This is a genomic window from Lysinibacillus sp. RS10 (assembly GCF_041956855.1).
In the GTDB taxonomy this organism is placed as follows: Bacteria; Bacillota; Bacilli; order Bacillales_A; family Planococcaceae; genus Lysinibacillus; species Lysinibacillus xylanilyticus_A.
On record NZ_CP167122.1, the window covers coordinates 4145392 to 4165971 of the forward strand.

General features: G+C 34.2%; 29 protein-coding genes. 8 read left to right on the top strand and 21 right to left on the bottom strand.

Translation table 11 applies throughout. From position 1 onward, the window contains the following. Nucleotides 1–303: 303 nt before the first annotated feature. Entirely contained in the window at nucleotides 304–612 is a 309-nt protein-coding gene (locus ACB089_RS20980; RefSeq protein WP_374963757.1) for a hypothetical protein, read from the bottom strand. A gap of 657 nt (nucleotides 613–1269) precedes the next feature. On the opposite strand from ACB089_RS20980, the gene ACB089_RS20985 reads away from it, so the two are divergent. Beyond that, nucleotides 1270–1584 (top strand): hypothetical protein, encoded by a 315-nt coding sequence (locus tag ACB089_RS20985; RefSeq protein ID WP_374963758.1) that lies wholly within the window; start codon nucleotides 1270–1272, stop codon nucleotides 1582–1584. A 45-nt stretch (nucleotides 1585–1629) separates the two neighbouring features. On the opposite strand, the gene ACB089_RS20990 is transcribed toward ACB089_RS20985, so the two are convergent. Continuing rightward, the gene (locus ACB089_RS20990) at nucleotides 1630–2178 is read right to left on the bottom strand and encodes a hypothetical protein (protein ID WP_374963759.1); all 549 of its coding nucleotides are present in this window, start codon (nucleotides 2176–2178) and stop codon (nucleotides 1630–1632) included. A gap of 129 nt (nucleotides 2179–2307) precedes the next feature. Continuing rightward, nucleotides 2308–3099 carry a helix-turn-helix domain-containing protein gene (locus ACB089_RS20995; protein ID WP_374963760.1) on the bottom strand — a complete coding sequence of 264 codons (792 nt, stop codon included), beginning with the start codon at nucleotides 3097–3099 and terminating at the stop codon, nucleotides 2308–2310. A 433-nt stretch (nucleotides 3100–3532) separates the two neighbouring features. Between ACB089_RS20995 and ACB089_RS21000 the strand changes: the two genes are divergently transcribed. Then, the gene (locus tag ACB089_RS21000; protein WP_374963761.1) at nucleotides 3533–3742 is read left to right on the top strand and encodes a helix-turn-helix domain-containing protein; all 210 of its coding nucleotides are present in this window, start codon (nucleotides 3533–3535) and stop codon (nucleotides 3740–3742) included. Between the two features lie 309 nt (nucleotides 3743–4051). On the opposite strand, the gene ACB089_RS21005 is transcribed toward ACB089_RS21000, so the two are convergent. Further along, the gene (locus ACB089_RS21005; RefSeq protein WP_374963762.1) at nucleotides 4052–4882 is read right to left on the bottom strand and encodes a MerR family transcriptional regulator; all 831 of its coding nucleotides are present in this window, start codon (nucleotides 4880–4882) and stop codon (nucleotides 4052–4054) included. Nucleotides 4883–5017: 135 nt separating this feature from the next. Between ACB089_RS21005 and ACB089_RS21010 the strand changes: the two genes are divergently transcribed. After that, on the top strand, nucleotides 5018–6262 hold the full coding sequence (locus tag ACB089_RS21010; RefSeq protein WP_374963763.1) for an agmatine/peptidylarginine deiminase: 1245 nt from the start codon (nucleotides 5018–5020) through the stop codon (nucleotides 6260–6262). Nucleotides 6263–6495: 233 nt separating this feature from the next. On the opposite strand, the gene ACB089_RS21015 is transcribed toward ACB089_RS21010, so the two are convergent. Continuing rightward, a complete protein-coding gene (locus ACB089_RS21015; RefSeq protein ID WP_374963764.1) occupies nucleotides 6496–6690 on the bottom strand; it encodes a hypothetical protein in 195 nt (64 codons plus the stop codon). A gap of 54 nt (nucleotides 6691–6744) precedes the next feature. On the opposite strand from ACB089_RS21015, the gene ACB089_RS21020 reads away from it, so the two are divergent. From ACB089_RS21020 to ACB089_RS21030, 3 genes are all read left to right on the top strand, one after another. Then, nucleotides 6745–6876, top strand: coding sequence for a hypothetical protein (locus ACB089_RS21020; RefSeq protein WP_374963765.1), 132 nt, complete (start codon nucleotides 6745–6747; stop codon nucleotides 6874–6876). Nucleotides 6877–7013: 137 nt separating this feature from the next. Next, the gene (locus ACB089_RS21025; RefSeq protein WP_374963766.1) at nucleotides 7014–7463 is read left to right on the top strand and encodes a helix-turn-helix transcriptional regulator; all 450 of its coding nucleotides are present in this window, start codon (nucleotides 7014–7016) and stop codon (nucleotides 7461–7463) included. Between the two features lie 26 nt (nucleotides 7464–7489). Beyond that, on the top strand, nucleotides 7490–7939 hold the full coding sequence (locus ACB089_RS21030) for a hypothetical protein (RefSeq protein ID WP_374963767.1): 450 nt from the start codon (nucleotides 7490–7492) through the stop codon (nucleotides 7937–7939). 223 nt (nucleotides 7940–8162) lie between these two features. On the opposite strand, the gene ACB089_RS21035 is transcribed toward ACB089_RS21030, so the two are convergent. The 11 genes from ACB089_RS21035 to ACB089_RS21085 form a co-directional block, all read right to left on the bottom strand. Beyond that, nucleotides 8163–8804, bottom strand: a complete 642-nt coding sequence (locus tag ACB089_RS21035; RefSeq protein ID WP_374963768.1) for a hypothetical protein — start codon at nucleotides 8802–8804, stop codon at nucleotides 8163–8165. Between the two features lie 11 nt (nucleotides 8805–8815). Beyond that, nucleotides 8816–9130 (bottom strand): hypothetical protein, encoded by a 315-nt coding sequence (locus tag ACB089_RS21040; RefSeq protein ID WP_374963769.1) that lies wholly within the window; start codon nucleotides 9128–9130, stop codon nucleotides 8816–8818. 108 nt (nucleotides 9131–9238) lie between these two features. Next, nucleotides 9239–9847 (bottom strand): hypothetical protein, encoded by a 609-nt coding sequence (locus ACB089_RS21045; RefSeq protein WP_374963770.1) that lies wholly within the window; start codon nucleotides 9845–9847, stop codon nucleotides 9239–9241. Nucleotides 9848–9849: 2 nt separating this feature from the next. Further along, nucleotides 9850–10395: an HK97 family phage prohead protease gene (locus tag ACB089_RS21050; protein WP_374963771.1), complete on the bottom strand. Its 546-nt coding sequence runs from the start codon at nucleotides 10393–10395 to the stop codon at nucleotides 9850–9852. A 191-nt stretch (nucleotides 10396–10586) separates the two neighbouring features. Further along, nucleotides 10587–10730, bottom strand: coding sequence for a hypothetical protein (locus tag ACB089_RS21055; protein ID WP_374963772.1), 144 nt, complete (start codon nucleotides 10728–10730; stop codon nucleotides 10587–10589). Between the two features lie 12 nt (nucleotides 10731–10742). Continuing rightward, the gene (locus ACB089_RS21060) at nucleotides 10743–11294 is read right to left on the bottom strand and encodes a hypothetical protein (RefSeq protein WP_374963773.1); all 552 of its coding nucleotides are present in this window, start codon (nucleotides 11292–11294) and stop codon (nucleotides 10743–10745) included. A gap of 16 nt (nucleotides 11295–11310) precedes the next feature. Next, entirely contained in the window at nucleotides 11311–11700 is a 390-nt protein-coding gene (locus tag ACB089_RS21065) for a hypothetical protein (RefSeq protein WP_374963774.1), read from the bottom strand. 39 nt (nucleotides 11701–11739) lie between these two features. After that, nucleotides 11740–12618: a hypothetical protein gene (locus ACB089_RS21070; RefSeq protein ID WP_374963775.1), complete on the bottom strand. Its 879-nt coding sequence runs from the start codon at nucleotides 12616–12618 to the stop codon at nucleotides 11740–11742. Nucleotides 12619–12671: 53 nt separating this feature from the next. Further along, nucleotides 12672–13070, bottom strand: a complete 399-nt coding sequence (locus tag ACB089_RS21075; RefSeq protein ID WP_374963776.1) for a hypothetical protein — start codon at nucleotides 13068–13070, stop codon at nucleotides 12672–12674. A 58-nt stretch (nucleotides 13071–13128) separates the two neighbouring features. Then, nucleotides 13129–13398 carry a hypothetical protein gene (locus ACB089_RS21080; RefSeq protein WP_374963777.1) on the bottom strand — a complete coding sequence of 90 codons (270 nt, stop codon included), beginning with the start codon at nucleotides 13396–13398 and terminating at the stop codon, nucleotides 13129–13131. A 1-nt stretch (nucleotide 13399) separates the two neighbouring features. Further along, nucleotides 13400–13606, bottom strand: a complete 207-nt coding sequence (locus tag ACB089_RS21085; protein ID WP_053482623.1) for a helix-turn-helix transcriptional regulator — start codon at nucleotides 13604–13606, stop codon at nucleotides 13400–13402. A 221-nt stretch (nucleotides 13607–13827) separates the two neighbouring features. On the opposite strand from ACB089_RS21085, the gene ACB089_RS21090 reads away from it, so the two are divergent. Together ACB089_RS21090 and ACB089_RS21095 are read left to right on the top strand one after the other, a co-directional pair. Then, a complete protein-coding gene (locus ACB089_RS21090; RefSeq protein WP_374963778.1) occupies nucleotides 13828–14514 on the top strand; it encodes a helix-turn-helix domain-containing protein in 687 nt (228 codons plus the stop codon). Nucleotides 14515–14578: 64 nt separating this feature from the next. After that, entirely contained in the window at nucleotides 14579–15784 is a 1206-nt protein-coding gene (locus ACB089_RS21095) for a tyrosine-type recombinase/integrase (RefSeq protein ID WP_374963779.1), read from the top strand. A 113-nt stretch (nucleotides 15785–15897) separates the two neighbouring features. Here ACB089_RS21095 and ACB089_RS21100 read toward each other — a convergent pair whose 3' ends face one another. From ACB089_RS21100 to ACB089_RS21120, 5 genes are all read right to left on the bottom strand, one after another. Continuing rightward, complete coding sequence (locus ACB089_RS21100; RefSeq protein ID WP_374963780.1) at nucleotides 15898–16134, bottom strand: DUF2198 family protein; 237 nt, start codon at nucleotides 16132–16134, stop codon at nucleotides 15898–15900. Continuing rightward, nucleotides 16134–17315 (bottom strand): PDZ domain-containing protein, encoded by a 1182-nt coding sequence (locus tag ACB089_RS21105; protein ID WP_374963781.1) that lies wholly within the window; start codon nucleotides 17313–17315, stop codon nucleotides 16134–16136. The genes ACB089_RS21100 and ACB089_RS21105 overlap by 1 nt, the downstream gene beginning before the upstream one ends. A 161-nt stretch (nucleotides 17316–17476) precedes the next feature. Continuing rightward, entirely contained in the window at nucleotides 17477–18922 is a 1446-nt protein-coding gene (locus ACB089_RS21110) for a S41 family peptidase (RefSeq protein ID WP_374963782.1), read from the bottom strand. 270 nt (nucleotides 18923–19192) lie between these two features. Continuing rightward, nucleotides 19193–19780 carry a redoxin domain-containing protein gene (locus tag ACB089_RS21115; protein ID WP_374963783.1) on the bottom strand — a complete coding sequence of 196 codons (588 nt, stop codon included), beginning with the start codon at nucleotides 19778–19780 and terminating at the stop codon, nucleotides 19193–19195. A gap of 17 nt (nucleotides 19781–19797) precedes the next feature. Continuing rightward, nucleotides 19798–20439 carry a hypothetical protein gene (locus tag ACB089_RS21120; protein ID WP_374963784.1) on the bottom strand — a complete coding sequence of 214 codons (642 nt, stop codon included), beginning with the start codon at nucleotides 20437–20439 and terminating at the stop codon, nucleotides 19798–19800. Nucleotides 20440–20580 lie beyond the last annotated feature (141 nt).

The window sequence follows — 20580 nt, forward strand, 5'->3', positions numbered from 1 at the left end:
ATTGCAACATTTTCAGAATCAAGTTCCATTTTGTATAATGCAGAACACTGCACAAAAATGCATGTTTTTGGGGCTAAGTGGGGCTAGATTGGGGCTAATAAAATGCGGCGAGCGTGTGTACAGGAATGGGTAAGTGTGAGTGAGATTGGGGCTAATTGCTTCAATCTTTTTTGTTGGTCAATTATGAGAATAACTTACCTACATATAATATAGCACTGCTTGGCACAGTGAATATAAAAGGACATATTAAAAGCCCTCCACAGATGGTTATGGAAGGCGAGATAAAAACTTTATAGATTCTAACTAAATTTCAATAATAAATTCGTGATTTTCTTTATCACTTTGTTCATGGACAAAATCGTAAGCTTTCTGTTTTTCTACACCTAAAGACTCAAGTACTCTTACAAATCCGTTTGGACCTTTTCCATCATAACCTGAAGTCAGCCCTCCAATTAACTCAATAGTTTCGACTTCACCAACAAAAGTAGTGATGTAATCAATCTTATCGCGTCTTCTTGTGTGTTTGACATATTTAATCTTACCTATTTTAGAGATATTTTCTGCAATAAACTTCTCTGCTTCATCCGTTGTCCCTGTCTCATATTTAATCATAGCTATCTCTCCTTTCATTTTACTAATTTCGACAAAAAGTAACTATTATCCTTTAATAACTTTTTATTACTTTTAATCTCTTTTTGACATTAAAAATAAAGCATTTTATGTTGCATCGTCTTCATTAATCTCATGACGATATATTAAATATAAAAAAACACCTGCCGTAGCAAGTGCTTATTTTATCACTTATCTTTATTTGCATTTTTTCGGGATTCCATTTCCTTCCGTTTTTGTTCTTCTTCCAACCGTTCTTTATAGATGCGTGGTGCTGATGTTCTCATGAAGAAAGCATGCATACGTTGTTGAGTTTCAATAGATGGTATGGTTTTCAATGGTAATCACCTCACTTTCCTTAAAATACGTGAATGGAACCAATTAACTCACTTAGTGTTACCTGCCACGTTGTACAAGATTGGATAACGAAAGGTTCCACGATCTTGTTTTTGTATAAAATTGCTGTAACTTTGGTCTGTTCTTATATTAACCTTAAATCAAATGGAACAAACACTACTACAATACTATGCTCCTTCCGAATGTCTTCAACTTGCAAAATGGAGTTACTGCTTGTCTATTTTGAATAACTACTATTTCAATTAATTTCCTCCCCCCTATTAGCTTTCTGTTACAATTTGGTTAGAAAGGTAGGTGATAGATTTGATAAACAATAATTCTGGTAACAACAATCCAAATCAGTATCAAGAACTTACAGATGAACAAAAAGTTATTATTCAAGATTGGATTTTTAAAAATTTTGAACGCATGGATCGTTTTAATCTTTCTAACAGCTCATACAACCTGAAACACCTTTTTGAAAACTCACCTGTAGGCTTTTATATTACAAATGGTCAATTTAAGGGTGCTATGTTAGCCGCTGAATACAATGTAAAAGACGAAAAAGAAATAAATTGGAATTTTAACGTTTCAAAACGTTCAATCGAAAGAGTTAAAGAAAAAATATATTCAAATTAAATGTTTAAACTTCATGTTCTTCTAAAATAGTCGTGGTCAATTTATTCATTCCTCAGTTGCTGCTGTAACAGCAACTGAGGCTTTTTTATTTTCTTCACTTTTATCCACAACTTTCACTACTGTTTCTGTTATATACGTTAACACTTCCTCAAAGCTTTCTGGTTCTCTTCCAAATTCTTTAATGAATGTTTTTATGTTGCCTTCCATAGCAAAAGCATTCCAACCTTCCTTACTGTTGATATTCGATTTAGTAGCTGTAGCAACCGATTGCTCAGATTCATTTTCAATCACTGTCTCAAATAGTTCCTGGGCGTGAATGTTAAGGGTATCAACCTCTTGTGACATTTCTTTAAACAATGGATGGAATCCCATATCAATCAAACGTACTGTATCTCGTACTTCCTCAATTACAAGACAAGCTATTCCTCGGTCTTTATCCCAACCTTTATGAGTAATCTCGTCAATTCTGTTCATTAAACGAGCTACTGCCCCTTGTATAACCTCTAATTGAATCATTTGCGCTGATAATCCATAAACACTGTGGCTATTTTCTCGAACAACCGTTTCTAATGTGTGCTGTGTATGTTGCTGCATGTTTTCATTCCCCTTTTCCGTCTATGTTTTATTTAGTTGCGACTGCATTCAAAAGTAATTGTTTGTTACGATCAGACATTACACGCCATTCTTTAACCGTTACTTTCATGTGTCCTCACTTCCTTCATATTAAAATACTTCTGTTGGTCCATCTTTATCAGTTAGCCAGTTGTAGAAAGGCACTGTATGCACATTTACAGGTTTTTGACCTATAGATGATGTATTTATTGTGGGATGCTTAGCTTTACGTTGTAATGCCTTCTTATGAGCCCCTACGAATATGGCTCTTAATGTATTAGTGACCGTCAGCACACCATCTTTAATATCGTTAGCTATTTTAAAAATGATGTTCTTGGCCAATATGAATTCCTGAATGTTATTTACATTAGATGCCAATACCACTTTATGCAGTTCATCTTTGAAAATGTCCGAAAGTGGCAGCGAATGCATGAAGTTATACAACATCACTTGATATTCATTCATAAATTCTTTGCATATTTCTTTTTCAGCATGAACACGGCTATAAGCTTCTTGTAATGAAACAACCTCACATTTTTCAAAATGCTTGTCAGGGCTGCCACACGTTTCTAGTTGATACGGCAAAATAATATAGATGTTTGCACCTCTACCGCCTTTTTCCTTCGTAGTGATCTGTTTCTTGATAATCCCTAGTGACTCTAATTTTGAAATCGAACGATAAACAGTCTTTGTACTGATTTCTAATGCTGCAGCGATGGTACATGCTTTTAAGTGGCAAGCCCCAGGATAATTAAGTGCATGCGAAGCAAGTTTATAAACAATGGCACGCTCTGATTCAGTCAGGTCATAGTAATGTTGCTGGATATGCTGCTCAATATGCTGATCCATTTCTTGTACAGAATTGAATGTTTCGTATTGTGCTAAATATTCAAACGCTGCCATTGTTCTCACCTCACTTTCTATCACCGGAATACCTCTACTTAAATACCCTACGTAAATTTTCACGCATCTGTTTTACTTCTAATTCTGTAAGCAGAAAATGATACCTCATAATCCACTTCAACCGATTCTGATACTTGCGGACATCCCTAATCGCATCGTGTTGTTTCATCTTCGAATTAATGTAATTCTGGCGTTGTTGGATGGTTTTCGATTGAGCTTTAATACACAATGTCATCCCCCCTTTTCTGTAGCATGTCGGCTATTTCTGGTCCATTCACCGACTAACCTTTGATGGTTGTTTGCACATTATTTAATAACTTAAAATTATATTAAATAACTTTAAGTTATAAGTCAACATTTTTATAACTTAAAGTTATATTTAATTTGTAATCGTGTTATTATATATTCATAAGTTATTTATGGGAGGAACAGTATGGACACTACTAAGAAAGTAAAAAAGTTAATGGTTGAGTTTGATATTACGGCTACTCAATTGGCTGAAATGATCGGAACATCACAACCAAACCTTTCGAAAAAGATGAAAAATAATAGCCTTTCCGTTGCAGATCTAGAGAAAATTGCTGAAGCTTTAAAAATAAACTTTGAATTAAACTTTGTAATGGAAAACGGCGATAAAATTTAAACGACAGCAAAAAAAACACTTCTGGCTCATCATACAAGCTGAAAGTGTTTTTCTTTGGCCAATATAAAAAGCAACCACATTTCTGCAGCTGCTTGATTATATATTTAATTATTATTAGCATGTTTTAAAAGATTAAAAGAATAAATGATTAAGATTCAATTTATATGTGTTCACACTTACTCTCTCAATGGATTTCAGCATTTAAGCGATAGGACATTACGGTGGGACATTAATATCATAATAACAATAAAGACCACCTATCGTGAAGTGGTCTTTTTAAATTTATTTAACTAAAGCACCTGTTAAATGTTAGTGAGACTCGCTAATTAAAATAGAAATTTTTATAACAAAGTTTTCATATCCAGTCACCGATAATTCATCTAAAATGACATCTTCAAAAAAATAGTTATCTAAAAACAACTTATTTTCATTGGCAAATCCAAGCATTTTTAAATAGGTTTCTTCTATTGAGTCATAACCAGTTGTATGGTAAGCCGTTAAGTAGTCACCTTCTTTTTTTAAATAAACATTAGCGTCTGGCAATGGTGATGAAATTTTTGTATAAAAAAAGCTATATGAATCATAATTGCCTTTACATATATTTTTAAGATTAATCATTTGCCCTACAGAAAAACGAGAAGCAATATTGTGCTCATCACAACGTTTTATATGATTTGCAAAAGATACAGCTATACTTCGTTGATCTGAATTGGGAATTGCATTTGTAAGAAACAGCAATTCCTTATTTTCAGTTGATATAAAAATTTTTTCCGTATTTATATTAAATAGAGATTGAGTAGTTTTTATTTTTTGTGAAATCACTTCTTTTATAGAAACAAGTCTATTGATTTCCTTATCAATTTTTTCATTCTGTGTATTTAAAAGAGATATTAGTTTTTCTGGATTTCTTCCGTCTAAATAACTATTAATTTCTTTTAATGGCATTCCTAATTCTTTTAGTGAAGATATAACAAAGAATGGTTCAACTTGAAAAGTAGAATAGTATCTATACTCATTCTCATCTTTTAATTCAGGAGAAAAAATTCCAAACTTATCATAGTGAAAAAGTGTATATTTTGAAACACCGACAAGTTTTGCAAATTCCCCCGTTGTAAAATGAATTTTTTTATTTTCACTCATAATAACCCCCCTCGTATATTGACTATAGTGTAACACTACACCTTATTATAAGAAATATGATGAATTTAAACTTCAAGAGGAAGTATAAAACATTAATATGAATAAATTATAATTTTATGAAATGGAGATAGAGAAATGAATAATAAAAATGAAAAGACTTTTAGATATGCTGGAGAATTTGAGAAGCAGAAAGCAGTTATGCTTTGTTGGCCTGCAGATGCGTATTCAGCCAAAGAATATAATGTTCACGATGTTTTTGTTGAGGTTATAAAGAATCTTGTTGGTGAAGTTGAAGTATATGTAAACTGTGGTGTAGAGGGAACAATTACAACTTGTAAAGAAACACTATCAAACGCTGGAATAAATATAGATTGCGTTCAGTTTACTCAATTTGCCGATGAAAGTTATTGGGCTCGTGATTATGGTGCTGATATTCTTATAGACGACAACGGTAACATGCGTCTTGTAAATTTTAAATTTAATCAGTATGGGTTGACAGATGACAAAGAACCAACTTCTTTTGAGACAGCTAAGATAGCACCACATCAGGCAATTGAACTTGGATGTTTTGACATAGTAAATTCCGACCTTATTTCTGAGGGAGGAGATAGAGAATTCAATGGAAATGGAGTGCTTTTGACAATTGAGGATACTGAAGTGACAAAACGTAACCCTCAATATTCTAAAGAACAAGTTGAGGATGAATTTAAGAGATTATTCAATCTTGAAAAGGTAATTTGGATTCCACATGCTACATTTGATGATGAAGAAATGTTAGATGGAGCATTAGATGTTGTAGATGGTGAACCCGTATATCGTAGTGCATCTGCAAATGGTCATATTGATGAAATGTGTCGTTTTGTAAATGAAAACACTATTTTACTAGCAGAGGTAAGTGAAGAAGAAGCTAAAAAACTAAATTCCGCTAAAATTTCAAAAGAATGTTTAGATAAGGCCTATGAAGTGTTAAAAAATGCTACAGATATTAACGGTGAAAAATTTAAAATAGTACGTATGCCTTGTCCAGAACCGATGTATATAACTGCAAAATCAGGAGATGAAATATATGACCTATGGCAGTGGTGTAAAGAACTAGATGGTGCAACTGATACATTAAGAGACGGTTCTCCATTCCCAAGTGGAAAAATTAAAATGCAACCGGCTCTTAGTTATTGTAATTTCCTTATTGTAAATGGTATTGTATTAGGTCAAAGTTATTGGAAAGAGGGGTTACCAGAAATAATTAAGGAAAAAGATGAACAAGCCAAGAAAGTTTTAGAAGCTATTTTCCCAGATAGAAAAGTAATTACGATAAATACAACAGCACTAAATATTTTAGGTGGCGGTATTCACTGTATTACAAAGAATATTCCTAATTAAATCGGTCTTTTAAGCAAGAGAATGTAAATCTCATACTTAGCTAAAAAGAGTAACTCCATTTTGATCAATCTTTTTCCAAAATGGAGTTTTTGCATTTCTTTATTAAATAAGGATTTCAGGGCATTTTTTTATAAATCTTTATTCTAAGGCTACATCTGAAAGTTTCTTAAATTAACCTGCATCGTTAGTTTAAGAATACCTCAAATCAGATTCATTTGAATAAACTTTTCCATTTACCATAAAAGCCAGTTATCAAACGCTGGTTCACATTGAACTAATTGTGTACGACTATCACGTTCTTCAAGCCAGTTATAAACCTGTACAGGACGTTCTCTATTCACTGTTTCTTCTATATATGATGATTTATTCGATTTATTATTTAATCGCTCTACAGCCTTACTATATGCCTCTTTTGATATTTCTAGCAAATTTCAATATTATTAATTTTGGAGATGGTACAAAATATAAATGAGGATTTCAAAATGAACAAACTAGAACAAACAACCCAAGAATTACTGGAAGCTGGTTATACAATTGAGGAATTTAAAGCAGCTTTTGAGGAAGTTATTGAGCAAACTAAACAGTCCAATATAGAACGTGGAACAGATAACTAATATTGGTTGTCTGTTTTTTTGTATGTACTTTTTTGTAGATTTGATGTGCCTTTTTATTAAAAATAATTTATACACCTTTATTGACTCCTGCTCTTTTATTGTGTAATATTACACTATAAGAGAAGGAAGGATATAATATGGATAAAAATGAATTTATAAATTTGATAAATAAAAAATTAAAACTCATCCGCACCGAAAACAATTTTTCACAAGAAAAAATGTCTGAGATTGTGGGTATATCAAAGAAGACACTAATAGAAATCGAAAAAGGCAGAAGCTCCCTCACTTGGGCAGGTTCAGTTTGTATTGCCACACTTTTTGAACATAGTGAAATTATTCAGATGACCTTTGGCGGGGATGTTGACGAGGTTATTAAGACAGTTGCATTTACACACTACGATACAAACCTTTCTAAAACACTAGGAGGGAAAGTATGGTGGAGACAATTAAAAGAGTTAAATGGTTATAAAATACAACAAAATATTCTTTCTCAGCATTATAGAATACTGGATAAAGAGAACCATAGAATATGTTGTTCATTCGAATTAGATGAAATCGAATTAAGATTTAAAGAAACCACAAAATAATTAACAATGAAGGGAACCAAAACAATATGAAAAAAACAATTATCACATCATTAGCTATCCTTATTTCAATAGGAGGACTTACAACTGCTTTTGCAAGTACAAAAACTGAAAACTACAAAGAGGAGCTAGCGTATTTCCAAACAATTAATCCGGATATAACAAAATCAGAAGTAAAGTCAGTGATGGAACTAAGAGAACAAGTAGATAAATTCGGTGAACAATCGGAGAAATTAGAACTAGAATATGGGATTCTTGTTAATGAACCTAATAAAGAACCTAAAAATCCGGAAGAATTAACAGTAGAGCAACTTAACAAACTCTCTCAGGCATATGAAAAATTTTGGAATGGAGAGTTGGAGTTTTTAGAGGCATCATATAAAGCTGGACTTACGAACGAAAATGATTATAAAATAGATAAGGAAAGTTTCGAAGATGCAAGAGATAACAATTACTATAAAGAACTATTAAATAAATAGCCTTAAAAAAAAGACCAAGACGGCAATTATGCTATCTTGGTCTTACTTTTACTTATTTACTTCTACGCTGTTGAATAGTTATTTGCAATCCAATCAAACGATCAATAGTCATTGTGCCGTTCTGTAAATCCTTCAATATCGTCTTTAACCGCCTGTGCAATATAGTTTTCATAGCTAGTGAACCTGGATTCCACAAAAAAAACACCTACCCAAAAGTAAGTGTCTATAAAAACAATTTATTTAATGATTTCATAGCTCTTTTCTTATTCTTCTCTAATTGTTGTATTGGTATCGGCTTAACTTTTGGAGCTGCCCCTTCAATATCCTTTGTTATTTCTTTTGAACGTTGCTCCGCTGCTTCTGTGTCCGCATCATAGTATGACTCAATAAATTTAAGATACTTTTTCACTACTTCACGTAGTAACTCATAATCAACCTTTTTCCGCTCTTTAAAGTACTGCTGTAGCACTTCCACATCCTGTGGAGGTAAACTATCCAAAATTGAATTAAAACGCTCGTATGCACTCTCTAAACGGTCTATTTGTCGCTTCCTGTTCTCCTTCTCCGCAATAATCATTAAAGCGAGACGTTCGGTTCCTTTTGTTATACTAACGCCAGCATCATAAGATGTGACACCGTATGAAAACTCATACAATTCCTGAAAGTATTGTTCCGCTGATCGTTTTAAATACTTGGCCAACTCCTTAGATGTCGCATCCTTCCACAAGCAATACATGGTATTACGGATCCGTGCTTCCATCACTGGAACATCGTTATCTGATTCACTACTTATTTCATACTTTGTACCAGCTGTAATGGCTGCTATTTGCTCTCCAAATTCTTCGCTGATTATTGCTAGGTTCACAGACTATCCCCTCAACCTTCACTGAATTTAATCAATCGCTTTATTTCAGAATGCTTATTGCGGATATATTGTTCAGAGTATCCTAATTCTACTGCAACTTGTACCAGTGTTTTACCGTTCACATATTTCTGGTAAAGAATCTTTTCCTCTACAGAATCAAATTTAGAAACTAACTTTTCAAATTGTTCTTTCCTGTCTAAACAATATCGTAATTCTCCTTCTGCAGTAGTTCTCTCAGTTGAGGAAAGCTCTTTATCTGTAAGCTTAAACTGTAAATATTCCAACTTATTTAGGAGAATTGAATAATCTTTCAACCAAAATGACATGTTTTCACCACTTCTCAATCACTTTTTTTAACTTACTTTCACAAAAACACCTACCGAAGTAAGTGTTTTATCTATTCCATCTTTCGATTTAACAGCAGTCTTTTATAATTACCAAAAGTAATTTCTTGGGGCATTCATTCGAGATATTTCATTTTTGTATCGTACGATATTTTGACCTAATCCATTTGGGTTCATAAATGATGTTTTCATAATAATTTTGCGTTGTTCTTTTGTGCCACATACGCTACCAATTAAAGCTACTGCTAAATCGAAAACTTCTTCAATTGGCTCATATGTTTCCATCAGGTCGTTGTACGCCTTTATAAATGCTTTACCTTTAGCATTAAAATCTTCTACTAATGGATTGATTGGCTCTGTAAATGCTGCCAAATCAGCTAATAATGATGTCTTTTCTTCTTCTGTTAATTCTAATTTTGCTTTATCCCGACGCGGTTTATTTGCTAGGAATCTATTTTCCAGTTGTAAATCTTTTTTTAGTTCTTCTAATTGATTACTTACTTGTTCATAGGTTTTCTTTGACTCTCCTGTCCCTTCAATTAAGTAACGATTTTCAGTAGTTATTAATTCATTTTCTAATCGCTCTATTTCATTTTCTAAATAACCAATATTTGCATAACATTCATTTTCTCGCTCTTCTTGATTCCGTTTATATTGTTCTAATTTCTCTAAAACTGCCGATTTAATATTTACTGTCATGTTCAAATTCCGCCTTTCAATTTTAAATAATCATCATGTTTTTGGCATAAATCACTGATATTAATAACTTCATTTTGATATTCTGCACACTCAACAGAGTTACCTAAATATGCAGGTATTTGTTGTATGTCGAGTACAGAAACTTCGCGTAAATCTATTTTTCGGATGTATCGTCTTTTTTTATAATCTTTGCCTTGAACCCATATTTCTTCTAAAGGGATAAATTTAAATGACCATCCTGATAATTGCTTATTTTTAGCTCTATTAATAACTTCATTATCAAAAATATGTGCTTTGATTCTTAATCCTATATTGTCTTCATAGAGTTCTATATTTCCATCATTTAAAGAACCGAGTTTCCTTTCCCAATTGTGATTTAACAAGAGATCCACATCCCTTGCTCGTCGCAAAGCTTCTTCAAATGTACCTGGAGTAATAATTTCAATAAAATCCCCATGCTTCGAATGGTTTAAAACTTTACTTTCCGTACCAACCACATTGACATAACCTTTTAATGTGATGCTTTTTAATTTCACTTGTGTATTCATTTTCCTCACCTCCTTGAAAATTTTCATTTAGGGAATTTTTTTCGAGCAAATAGGGGCAGTCGGTGTACGGCAATCTCAAAAATATTAACCAAACACCCCGGGGGGATGATAAGTTCATCTCCTTTTATTGAAAATAAAAAACCCATCACACACCATTGCTGGAATGTAATGAGCTTCGTGAGCTTCTAATGTTATTTAGCTTTATATCGATTGATTGCTTTACAGCGTGTGCATTGTACTTCTAAATCACACTGGATAAGTGCAGCACCAGCTTCATATTCACTCGAAGCTTTTAGTAATAACTTTCCGCACTTTGTGCATCGTAGTTCTTTCATAAGTTCACCTCATTATCTTTTAGTATTGAAAGAATCACGCGTGTGTTCCTCTTTCATTTTTTCATCACGCCAATAACGTTCACCAATTAATGTTAGATTGTTTATGACAGCTTTCCTTAAGGTTTCATAATCCACCTTCTGAGACTGCTCAAAATAGCGTATAAACAGTTCTTTATCTTCCACACTAATTAGGTCACATATCTTATTGAATCGCTTGTATTGAAGCCGTAACCGTTCAAGCCGTTTCTTATATGCTACCTTCTCATCAATAATCATCAATGCAAGTGTATCCGACCTACTAGAAAGAGATTGATCGTTATCATACATAGACACGCCATAACTAAATTCGTACAACTGAGCAAAGTGTGCTGCTTGTCTTTTCTCCAAATAGTTTGCTAGTTGGTTGGCCTGGGCATCCATCCACAATGAATACATATACTCCCTTACTTTATGTTCTAGTTCTGAAACAAAAGTATCTGAATCACTTTCAATTGCATAAGGAGTGTCCACTGTAATAAGTGCTAAATGTTCACCGAAAGCTTCTGAAATAATAGTTTGATTCATGCAGCACACCCTCCTTTCAACTAAACCTAGCCGGATAGTTTGTTTGAATTAAATATTCAATTTTCACACCTGTATCAAGATTTAAAAACAATGAAATCTTTATCATAGCTGTATCTCTAATCTTTGTGTAAGTAGCTGGTGAGATTGGTGGATCAAACTTTAAATTGTAGACATGATAATCTGTCAAGTATTCACTATTAGCTGACAAATACCTTGCTTCAATTAGAAAGCGTTCTGGTGTTGGTAATCTCTCAATAGCTCGTTCAATCATTTGGTGAAAGGCAACATCATCATTATCTAGATTCTCTAAAGTAAATTTAGAAAGTCGATAACGTTCCAATTCATTTACAACAGCTTTACGAATTTCTACTTTCTCCATTTTTGTTAAGTGTTTTAATAGTTCCATTTATATCATCCTCAATCCATACTTTTGACGACCTATATTTCAATCACTCCAATCAAAATCATCTGGATTATTCCCGTCTTGTATCCAGCGTTGGAACTCTATTTCTTTATCTCTAGGATCGTATTGTGGTTTCTGTTTTGGTTGAACAGGTTTCTTTTCAGCATTCATTTTAATAGCTAATTCCATAAATCTCTCACGAAGCTTTTTGGCCGATAGTACATTAGTTTTCCAAAATGAATCTTCTGTTACCCAATCCATGACTTGTTTAGCCTGGTGCTTATTAACTTGATCTATTTCAATAAGCTTTCGCATATCATCAGCCCAAGTTTGCATATTGGACTTTTTGATTAAATGAGATATTCCAGCTTCATTTGCAACTACAGAAACTTTTTCATGGAAGTATATTGCCATTTTGAAATAGGTGTTGTCCTCGTCATATTTCTTTTGACGAGTAGTATTTATATCTTTTATATCTTTTATATCTTTTATATCTTTATTACATCCCTCAAATCTGAGGGTTCTCTCCATCAAATTTGAGGGTTCTCTCTCCAAATCTGAGGGTTCTCTACAGTCAGAACCGTCATTTTTGAGGGTTCTATTTTTATAAAATTTCTTTGAGTTTTTCACTTTAAAAATATTTCCATAGGGTGTTCGCTTTGTGGTTATATATCCATGTTTTTTTAAAGTTGAAATATTCCGTTCAACTTTCGCCAGACTGTAACCTAACGATTCGGACATTTCAACATTTTTAACAGGCCTACCGCCAAGAACAATGCCGATAGTTTCATCATTCTCAACAATTTCTTTTGTAACTTTAGATATTAACCACAAAAACTCCCATAAAGCAGAACCAATTTTTTCGACATGTTCTGGCTCGAGTAGACCCGTGAAAACTGGAAAAAAGAAATTATCAGACATCGTCATCACCACCTTGTCAATGCCTATGTTGCTTAAACTGTGCAGGTGCTCTTTTATTCATCATTTTCTAATTCAAGCTGCAAAAATGCTTGTGTAGCTTGCTCATGAGTTATGAACCCTTGTTTAAGGGCAAACATTACTTTATTTATTTTTAGGCTTTTTTCCGTTAAAACTGCTAGTTTGTTTCCTCGAGGGTCTAGCTTCACCCTAACTTGAGCACCTTCATAAATTGATGAACCACGATTCCATACCTGACTTGAATCGTGTTCAACAATTTTATCTAATATATCTTTAATAGTAATAGCCTTGTATTGGTCATCCTCTTTTACTTCGATATGGTCTCCTTCTACTAAATCCATGTACGAAAAACGGCCATGTACTTTGTGCACTAAGGAAACAATATCAATGCCAAAATGCACAGTTATACGTCCAATTAAATATGCTTCATTCATCTTTCTCACCACTTTTTATGATTTTTTCCTATAACACACGCCGCCAAGCTGTGCATTTTCACCATTCATTTGTAATTTCATTAATAATTTCAAAGGCTTGTCGATATGGCCACCACCTTTTACGATTCTTTTTTATTTCGATTGATCGCATCCGTACATCACAAGTAATTACATCTTCTAACCACCGCTTTGACATACAAGTTAGATCAGACATTTTATCTAAATCTATCAACCACAAAGTCTCTCTAATTTCCTCTTCAAGTCGTTTTTCGATGTACTGCCGAATGGCTTGTCTATCAAGATTTACTTCAATGCTTCCAGGTAACATCTCAATTCGCTCCTCTCATAATGACAATCAAATCATTAGGCGTACATTCAAAGTAATTACAAAGCAAAGTAATTGTTTTAATATCCATGCGAGTAGTTTTTTCATGATAGATACTAGCAATTGCATTTCTGGATATACCTATTGCTTCTGAAAGTTGCGTAATATTTATGTGTTTCTGAGCCATTAACAAACGTAAATTATTTTTCACCTATACCCCTCCTTCAATAGATATCATGACAACTAAACTATACATTTCATCATCAAATAATCAATATATTAAACAAAACGATAACTTTCCTTGTCATTTTTACTTTCAACGAATTCTACCATAGTAATTTTAAATACACAAGTTTAATTCGCGATTAGTCAAGTTAACTTGTCATTATGCTTTATTATTGATATATTTTCATTATGGAAGGTGATATTAAAATGATTAGAAATCGTTTAGCTGCATTAATGGCAGAAAGAGGACTAAAAATAACACGTGTAGCAAAAGATACAGGGATATCGAGGAACACCATTACTTCAATATCTCAAAATGATAGTGAAATGATGCGAATGGAGACAATTAATACTTTGTGCAAGTATCTTGGTGTTACACCATGTGAATTTTATGAGTATGAGCCTTTAGACATTGAATTTTTTGTTGAAATCAATTCCTGTATGTATTCTTTACAAGAACGCCCGACAGATAGTTTTATTACAGAAAACCATTTAACTATTACAACTGCTGATATAGATGTAATAATGGATGTAAAAAGGAATCAACACACTCAAAGTTTTGACCTACTTGGCAAAACTATTAATAGTGTAGAACTTCTTTTGGGCAATCCAGATATATTTGCTGCTAATATTCCTTTAACAATTGAATTTGATAATGAAAATGAAAAATATATATTTATTAACGAAATCTACAACAAAATAAGTGCATCTTTTCATCAAGACATCTACAAAAATCTTGAAAATAAATTAAATCACGAACTACAATCCTATTTAATAAAAAAAATTAACGAAGACACTCTTGATAACGACGACATTTTCCAAAAGAATCTTGAAAAAGGAATCCTGCAAAGCATAAAAGTAAATCTTCAATCAGATGTATTTAAAAAATTTTAATAGATAGTTTTTATAACTTTTAAACTCACCTATTCCTGTACACACGCCGCCAAGCATGAAAGGAATGGACAAGGTGAAGTTATATAAATCAGCAAAAGAACCTGAAATATATCACTATTTCAATGCAAATGAAGAAAAGCTATGGATGTTTCGACATAAGTATTATGATGCTACCGGGAAGCGGAAAGAGAAGAAGAAAAGTGGTTTTAAAACAGAAAAAGCAGCATTGAAAGCCCTTCTGGAAGTGAAGGCTGCAACGCTGCGCGGTGAAACTAAACATATAGAAAATGATAACCTAACTGTCGCCCAATGGCTAGACATGTGGTTTAACATGAATAGAGGGAAATGGAAACCAGCTACTATTAGTCTACGAGAAGGCTTTATAAAACTGTATTTCAAACCGCTGTTAGGCTCTTACAAGTTAAAGAAGCTTGATAAGACTATTTATAAAGCAGCATTTATTGATGCACTAGAAGGCAAATTACAGCCCTCTACGATTCATACACTACATTCAGTTTTTAGAACCGCTATGAATGCTGCTGTTATTGAAGAAATCTTATTACGAAACAAACTAAAAGGGATTGCTCTTCCCTCTCTTAGGGAGAAAGAAACGAAAAGGAATTATCTTACGCCTGCCCAGCTCACTATACTATTGAATCATATTAAGCAGCATGAGAATATTTCTTACTACAGCTTATTTTTAACGATTGCTTATACTGGTATGCGTAAAGGTGAAGCGTTGGGGCTTCAATGGCGAAATATCGACTTTACGAATCAAACGATTACAATTGAACGGACTAGAGGGAATAGCGGCACAGGTTCTACGAAAACAAAGAATAGTGAACGTACTATTAAGGTAGATGACATAGTCATACAGCAGCTAAAGAGTTATCGAATAGCTAATAAAGCATTGTTGCTTTCACATGGTCGTAAATTACAGGAGGATATAACGAAAGACGATTCATTCATCTTTATATCGCCGTATACTATTGAACCCTTTTTTTCCACAGGTTTAAATTCTATTTTTAATCGTCTTGTGAGAGAAGCTAAACTACCTGAAACAACAATACATGGCTTGCGGCATACCCATGCTACAATTTTAATGAACAATGGCATTCCCGTTAAAGCGATAGCCGAACGCTTAGGGAATACACCTGAAATGATTCATACCGTTTATGGTCACATTCTTCAAGAAATGGAGGCACAAGCGGTAAACGTATTTAGTAAAAGTTTAAAAGAAAGTGGGGCTAAAAGTGGGGCTAGCTCCTAACTAAACCTCACTCAAACCGCTTCATATCAATATTTGTAGGTCAACAATTATTTTTCATGTAAAAAGGTCAGTCCTAAAAGTGAGAAAACTTCACTTTGGACTGACCTTTTAATTTAAAGGGTATCTTTATTTTTTTTCATTTTACTTGCTAACCAAAAGCCTACTGTTAACGAAAATGCATCAATCACAAATAAAGTAGGCGTGGAAGTGTAACCTGCATTTACAGATGCCGCAATTAGAGCAATCGCTAATATTAGTGCAACATAACGATTAAACGTAATTCTCGTAAACAATAACACGAGTAATGCTGGTAAAAATAACGCTAACATCATTTTCCCGAAAACATCCATTAGAAATCCCTCGGCTCGGCTAGTAATAATCCTATACGATAATGATCATTGCTATATATAACATGCTGTGTTAAACGTATTTCATTATTACAGTCTAATACTTCTAGACGACAATGTGCTGCATTTAATTGCAAAGCTTCATATAATTCATTTTCAGTAAAAATGGAACGACCATTTACTTTACGAATACATTCCCCTGCAAGTAAGCCCATCTTTTCAGCTGGAGAATCAGGAAGCACAGCTGCAATAATAGCACCTTTCGAGCTCGGTGCAACTGCATAAATGTCCGTTTTATCTTGCATTGCATAGTAGATTGAAATAACAATACGAAGTACTGCACCTACTGCCAACGTAATAAAACCGATGAACGGCTCAAAAACTGCTATCAGTCCACCTATTAAAATAAGCTGTCCTAGTAGTAACACGGATCGCCCCATTTTAGGAAATTTAAAAACCGGCAGTTCTTTTCTAGTAAGCTTTGAAAATCCTATAACGATTGGAAATAATACGAGTGCAAAGCTACTCTCTCCTAATGTAAATTGTGGCCAATACGGCAAGTCTACCGGAATAATATCTCCAGGTATTACAAAGAAAATTGGCAGTACCCATACATTTCTTGAACGATAAACAATTGCCTGCATACCCCGCTTCGTTTTTTCAACTCGTGGTGTCGTTACCTTCATTGCTGTTTGACGAATTAACATGCCCTCAGCAATCACACTTAGACCTGCTAAAATCGTAATAGTTACAATAGCGCCATCTAATACATTGGTACCTTCTAAAGAGATTTTCCACCAAGAAAAAGTCCAATTGTATTGATCCATCAACCATATTACTAGTGTTGCGAGCCCCATCGTATAAATAGGTGAGAGTGCATTAATGCAGAACAATAATAGTGCCAACACAGAAATAACTATTAAAATCATTAAGAAAGCTTTAGGTAATGTTAAACCTAAACCAACGCTTACTAGTGAAATAAAGAGGGCATATAGCCACCCATATTTCCATTGCCCAATTAGCTCTGTCCAACCCCAAATAATCCGTCTATTAAAAAATTTACGCTCCTGTTTTACACGACTATAACCTAATAAAATCGCAAATAAAATCGCAATATACATTAATGGGTTGAGTAAAAAGCGGCCAATCGCTGTTACAATTTCTATTAATATATCACTAACCATACGAACACCCGCCATTCTGTCTTGAATACTATGAATTTATTGTATCAAACGACTACACTCTTGCGTAGTACAAACTAATAGAAAGCTTTCTATTCTTATTATTTATCTTCATTGAGCGGATGTTACATCTTATCAATTATGCCGTTGTAAGCCTATATTATTTATTGTTCAATATTGTGCAATAAAAAGCTTGTGGCCATTTGGAACTGTAAATCATTTTGACGATCCTCTTTATATTTTTTCAACGTATCATTTAAGCTGTTAAAGAAAGTACTATCCATATAAATATTTTCTTCTACTTGTTTCAATTCCTTATCTTTACGATAAAGCTTAACAGCCTCCTCCGTCGTGTCATCAAAATAACCATCTAAACGAGCAATTTTATACCCTAACTTTTTTAAAGCATTTTGCGTATAAGAGATTTCCTCACTCATATCGCCCACTTTAAACTTCCCAGATAATGGATGCATTTGGAAAGCAACTAATTCATTTTGTTCAATGACTAAATTAGCCTCAATACCTTGCCCGTGAATCCATTCGCGTTTCGGTGTCAGCCATTTATTTGTGGACAGTTTAAGCTCTCCGCCATTTGACAGTGACCATGATTCCTGCACTGTTCCCTTCCCAAAGCTCTTGACACCAACAAGGGAGGCACGTCCCCAGCCTTTTAAAGCTCCACTAAGTACTTCACTAGCCGATGCACTGCCTTGATTTTGCAACACAACAATCGGTATTTTATTCATTGTCTGCAAATATTTTTCATCAAAGCTTTTTGATTCCGTTTTTAATGGTTCCATAGCACCTTCAGCATTTTGCATATACGCAAACACTTTACCATTCTCCAATACCGTGCTCAATAGTGCTGCGACGCTATGTAAATAACCGCCTGGATTATCTCGCACATCGATCACTAACCCTTTGATATCTTTTCGGAGTAATTTACTCGTTTCGGCAACCCACTCATTAGCTGTTTTCTCACCAAAAAGCGAAATTGATACATAGCCTATCGAGGTATCTTCTACTTTCACTACTTCGCTTGATACTGTTTTATTGGAAATTGCTGCTCGTTCCATCGTCATTTTAATATGCTTATCTTCACTTGGACGATAAACAACAATCGTCACTTTTGTTCCCTTTTCTCCTTGAATTAAATGCATCAATTCACTCATCGATTTACCATCTACTCGAACACCATCAACTTGTACAATTTCATCGAGAGAGCGCATTCCTGCTTTCTCTGCCGGGGACGAACGGACAGGAGACACAATAATAAATTTTCCGTTATTTTCCGTTAACTCAATCCCAATGCCCACTCTTTCTTCGGCTAACATTTGTCGGTGTTGTTCTGCCTCTTCCTTCGAATAATAAGTACTGTAAGGGTCCTTAATAGCATCTGCCATACCGCGAAGTGCCCCTTCTACTAACACATCTTTTTTCGTACTGTATACAGATTTTTTCTCAATTAAATTCAACGCTTCATTAATCGATTCGGCCTCTGTGACGACCGGCTCCTCTTTATCCCCTAATTTAAACCAATCAAAATAAATTCCACTACCTAGCAATAAACTACTAGCAAGTACGCCGACACCCGCCATTATTTTGCGCAAACCTTCCCTCCTCCGTCTCTACTACTGTATGACTTTTATTTTTCAAACATACAAGATTCAGCTTCAAAATAATTTGTTGAATACTATGCTTTTGGTTTGGCGAGTATTCTATGAGTGCTTCGCGGATATTTTCCCTACTCGCGCGGATATTCCGGCGCCAATCGCGGATATTTATTTCCCTCCTCGCGCGGATAAAATGCTTACACAAAAAATAAAAAAATCTGCTTCGTTTCTTTAACAAAAACGAGCAGATCTTTACATTTTATCTTTTTAATCTAATTCATCAACATAACTTTTTAGCATATCCGTATCCATCGGCCCTGAAATGGCACGTTGAATGTATCCCTTTGAATCAATAAAATAAGTGGTAGGAATTGTCATGACGTTATATTGTGGAGAAACTTCTCTTTCTTGGTCAAGTAGGATAGGAAAAGTTAGTTCGAAGCTATCTCTGAATGTCATAACGGTATCTATTTTTTCGTCAACTGTAAAATCATGTTCATCCTTTGTTAAATTAACAGCTATAATTTCTACATTATCTTCTTTTGCGTACTGTTCATAATACTTTTGCATATGTGGCATTTCAGCCTTACACGGTGGACACCATGTCGCCCAGAAATTTAACACGACTTTCTTTCCACGAAGGTCGCTCAATGTTACCTCGTCACCATCCAAGCTTGTTAACGTAAAATCTGGTGGTATATCTCCATTTTTTAAGCCAATCTTTTGTTCATCCATTTCTTTCCCAAGAGAGGCTGTTTCAATTTCACGATCCTTATCAATCTGCTGTTTAACATATGTACCAATCATCGCAACTACTAATAACACGACGATAAGCAGCCCAATATTTTTTTTCATTTCTTACCTCCCAGTAATCAAGTGCTTTGTGAGATTTTTTTTGAGCAGTCGTATATTGTTATACCCAGTATAAGTAATATGACGCTCACCCAAACAGCCGGTTGCCATAAACCATGCGGCTGAAAGAAGGCTACAATTATAAGCCCAATCGTATATAAAAATAATGCACGATTAATAGCTGTCAATTTCCATAATATGAGGATCGTCAGTACAATTAGTACACTTAAAGTTATGACTTCGCTCTTGATTTGATTATCATTTAGTAACACCACAAACCATTGATAGATTGATTGCGTTAAAATGATTGCCCAGCTACAGGCAACGACTCCAGTCGCATCAAACTGCAATTTTTTTCGCTTCCACCAAAGCTGAAGCGATGCGACCATTACCCCTAAAATGACACCAATTGTTCCGCCATTGAAATAAAGGAGAGTAAACGGTTGAGCAATAACAGCTTTAAAATCAGTGACAATTATGCTAAATTTCCAAACAAGAATAAAGGTAAAGACTGCGTCTCCATAGACCCCCGACCATTTTTTCGGAAATTGTACCCGTAAAACTAGCCATACAACGAAAAATGTTGCAAGGAGAGCGACAGCCGTTGCTGGTAATGTTAGTGTCCGAATAGAGAACCATTCTGTATTATTCACCAAATACATCCTCCACAAGTAAAGTTAGTTTCAGCATAGCATACAATCGTTATGTGAACTGTCATTTCACACTGTGTTCAAAAAATCTTCCTAAAACGTGCCATTGGAAGTATACGAACTACTTATACTAACATAAAGTGTGGCACAACC

Bases quoted from the DNA above. Each gene is read 5' to 3' on its own strand.
- ACB089_RS21005 (WP_374963762.1), bottom strand. From the start codon at position 4,882: ATGAGTGAAAATAAAAAAATTCATTTTACAACGGGGGAATTTGCAAAA.
- ACB089_RS21090 (WP_374963778.1), top strand. From the start codon at position 13,828: ATGATTAGAAATCGTTTAGCTGCATTAATGGCAGAAAGAGGACTAAAA.
- ACB089_RS21045 (WP_374963770.1), bottom strand. From the start codon at position 9,847: ATGACAGTAAATATTAAATCGGCAGTTTTAGAGAAATTAGAACAATAT.
- ACB089_RS21115 (WP_374963783.1), bottom strand. From the start codon at position 19,780: ATGAAAAAAAATATTGGGCTGCTTATCGTCGTGTTATTAGTAGTTGCG.
- ACB089_RS20980 (WP_374963757.1), bottom strand. From the start codon at position 612: ATGATTAAATATGAGACAGGGACAACGGATGAAGCAGAGAAGTTTATT.
- ACB089_RS21010 (WP_374963763.1), top strand. From the start codon at position 5,018: ATGAATAATAAAAATGAAAAGACTTTTAGATATGCTGGAGAATTTGAG.
- ACB089_RS21065 (WP_374963774.1), bottom strand. From the start codon at position 11,700: ATGGAACTATTAAAACACTTAACAAAAATGGAGAAAGTAGAAATTCGT.
- ACB089_RS20990 (WP_374963759.1), bottom strand. From the start codon at position 2,178: ATGCAGCAACATACACAGCACACATTAGAAACGGTTGTTCGAGAAAAT.
- ACB089_RS21095 (WP_374963779.1), top strand. From the start codon at position 14,579: ATGGACAAGGTGAAGTTATATAAATCAGCAAAAGAACCTGAAATATAT.
- ACB089_RS21040 (WP_374963769.1), bottom strand. From the start codon at position 9,130: ATGTCATTTTGGTTGAAAGATTATTCAATTCTCCTAAATAAGTTGGAA.
- ACB089_RS21070 (WP_374963775.1), bottom strand. From the start codon at position 12,618: ATGTCTGATAATTTCTTTTTTCCAGTTTTCACGGGTCTACTCGAGCCA.
- ACB089_RS21060 (WP_374963773.1), bottom strand. From the start codon at position 11,294: ATGAATCAAACTATTATTTCAGAAGCTTTCGGTGAACATTTAGCACTT.
- ACB089_RS21075 (WP_374963776.1), bottom strand. From the start codon at position 13,070: ATGAATGAAGCATATTTAATTGGACGTATAACTGTGCATTTTGGCATT.
- ACB089_RS21025 (WP_374963766.1), top strand. From the start codon at position 7,014: ATGGATAAAAATGAATTTATAAATTTGATAAATAAAAAATTAAAACTC.
- ACB089_RS21105 (WP_374963781.1), bottom strand. From the start codon at position 17,315: ATGGTTAGTGATATATTAATAGAAATTGTAACAGCGATTGGCCGCTTT.
- ACB089_RS21050 (WP_374963771.1), bottom strand. From the start codon at position 10,395: ATGAATACACAAGTGAAATTAAAAAGCATCACATTAAAAGGTTATGTC.
- ACB089_RS21100 (WP_374963780.1), bottom strand. From the start codon at position 16,134: ATGGATGTTTTCGGGAAAATGATGTTAGCGTTATTTTTACCAGCATTA.
- ACB089_RS21020 (WP_374963765.1), top strand. From the start codon at position 6,745: ATGAACAAACTAGAACAAACAACCCAAGAATTACTGGAAGCTGGTTAT.
- ACB089_RS21030 (WP_374963767.1), top strand. From the start codon at position 7,490: ATGAAAAAAACAATTATCACATCATTAGCTATCCTTATTTCAATAGGA.
- ACB089_RS21055 (WP_374963772.1), bottom strand. From the start codon at position 10,730: ATGAAAGAACTACGATGCACAAAGTGCGGAAAGTTATTACTAAAAGCT.
- ACB089_RS21000 (WP_374963761.1), top strand. From the start codon at position 3,533: ATGGACACTACTAAGAAAGTAAAAAAGTTAATGGTTGAGTTTGATATT.
- ACB089_RS21120 (WP_374963784.1), bottom strand. From the start codon at position 20,439: ATGTATTTGGTGAATAATACAGAATGGTTCTCTATTCGGACACTAACA.
- ACB089_RS21080 (WP_374963777.1), bottom strand. From the start codon at position 13,398: ATGTTACCTGGAAGCATTGAAGTAAATCTTGATAGACAAGCCATTCGG.
- ACB089_RS20995 (WP_374963760.1), bottom strand. From the start codon at position 3,099: ATGGCAGCGTTTGAATATTTAGCACAATACGAAACATTCAATTCTGTA.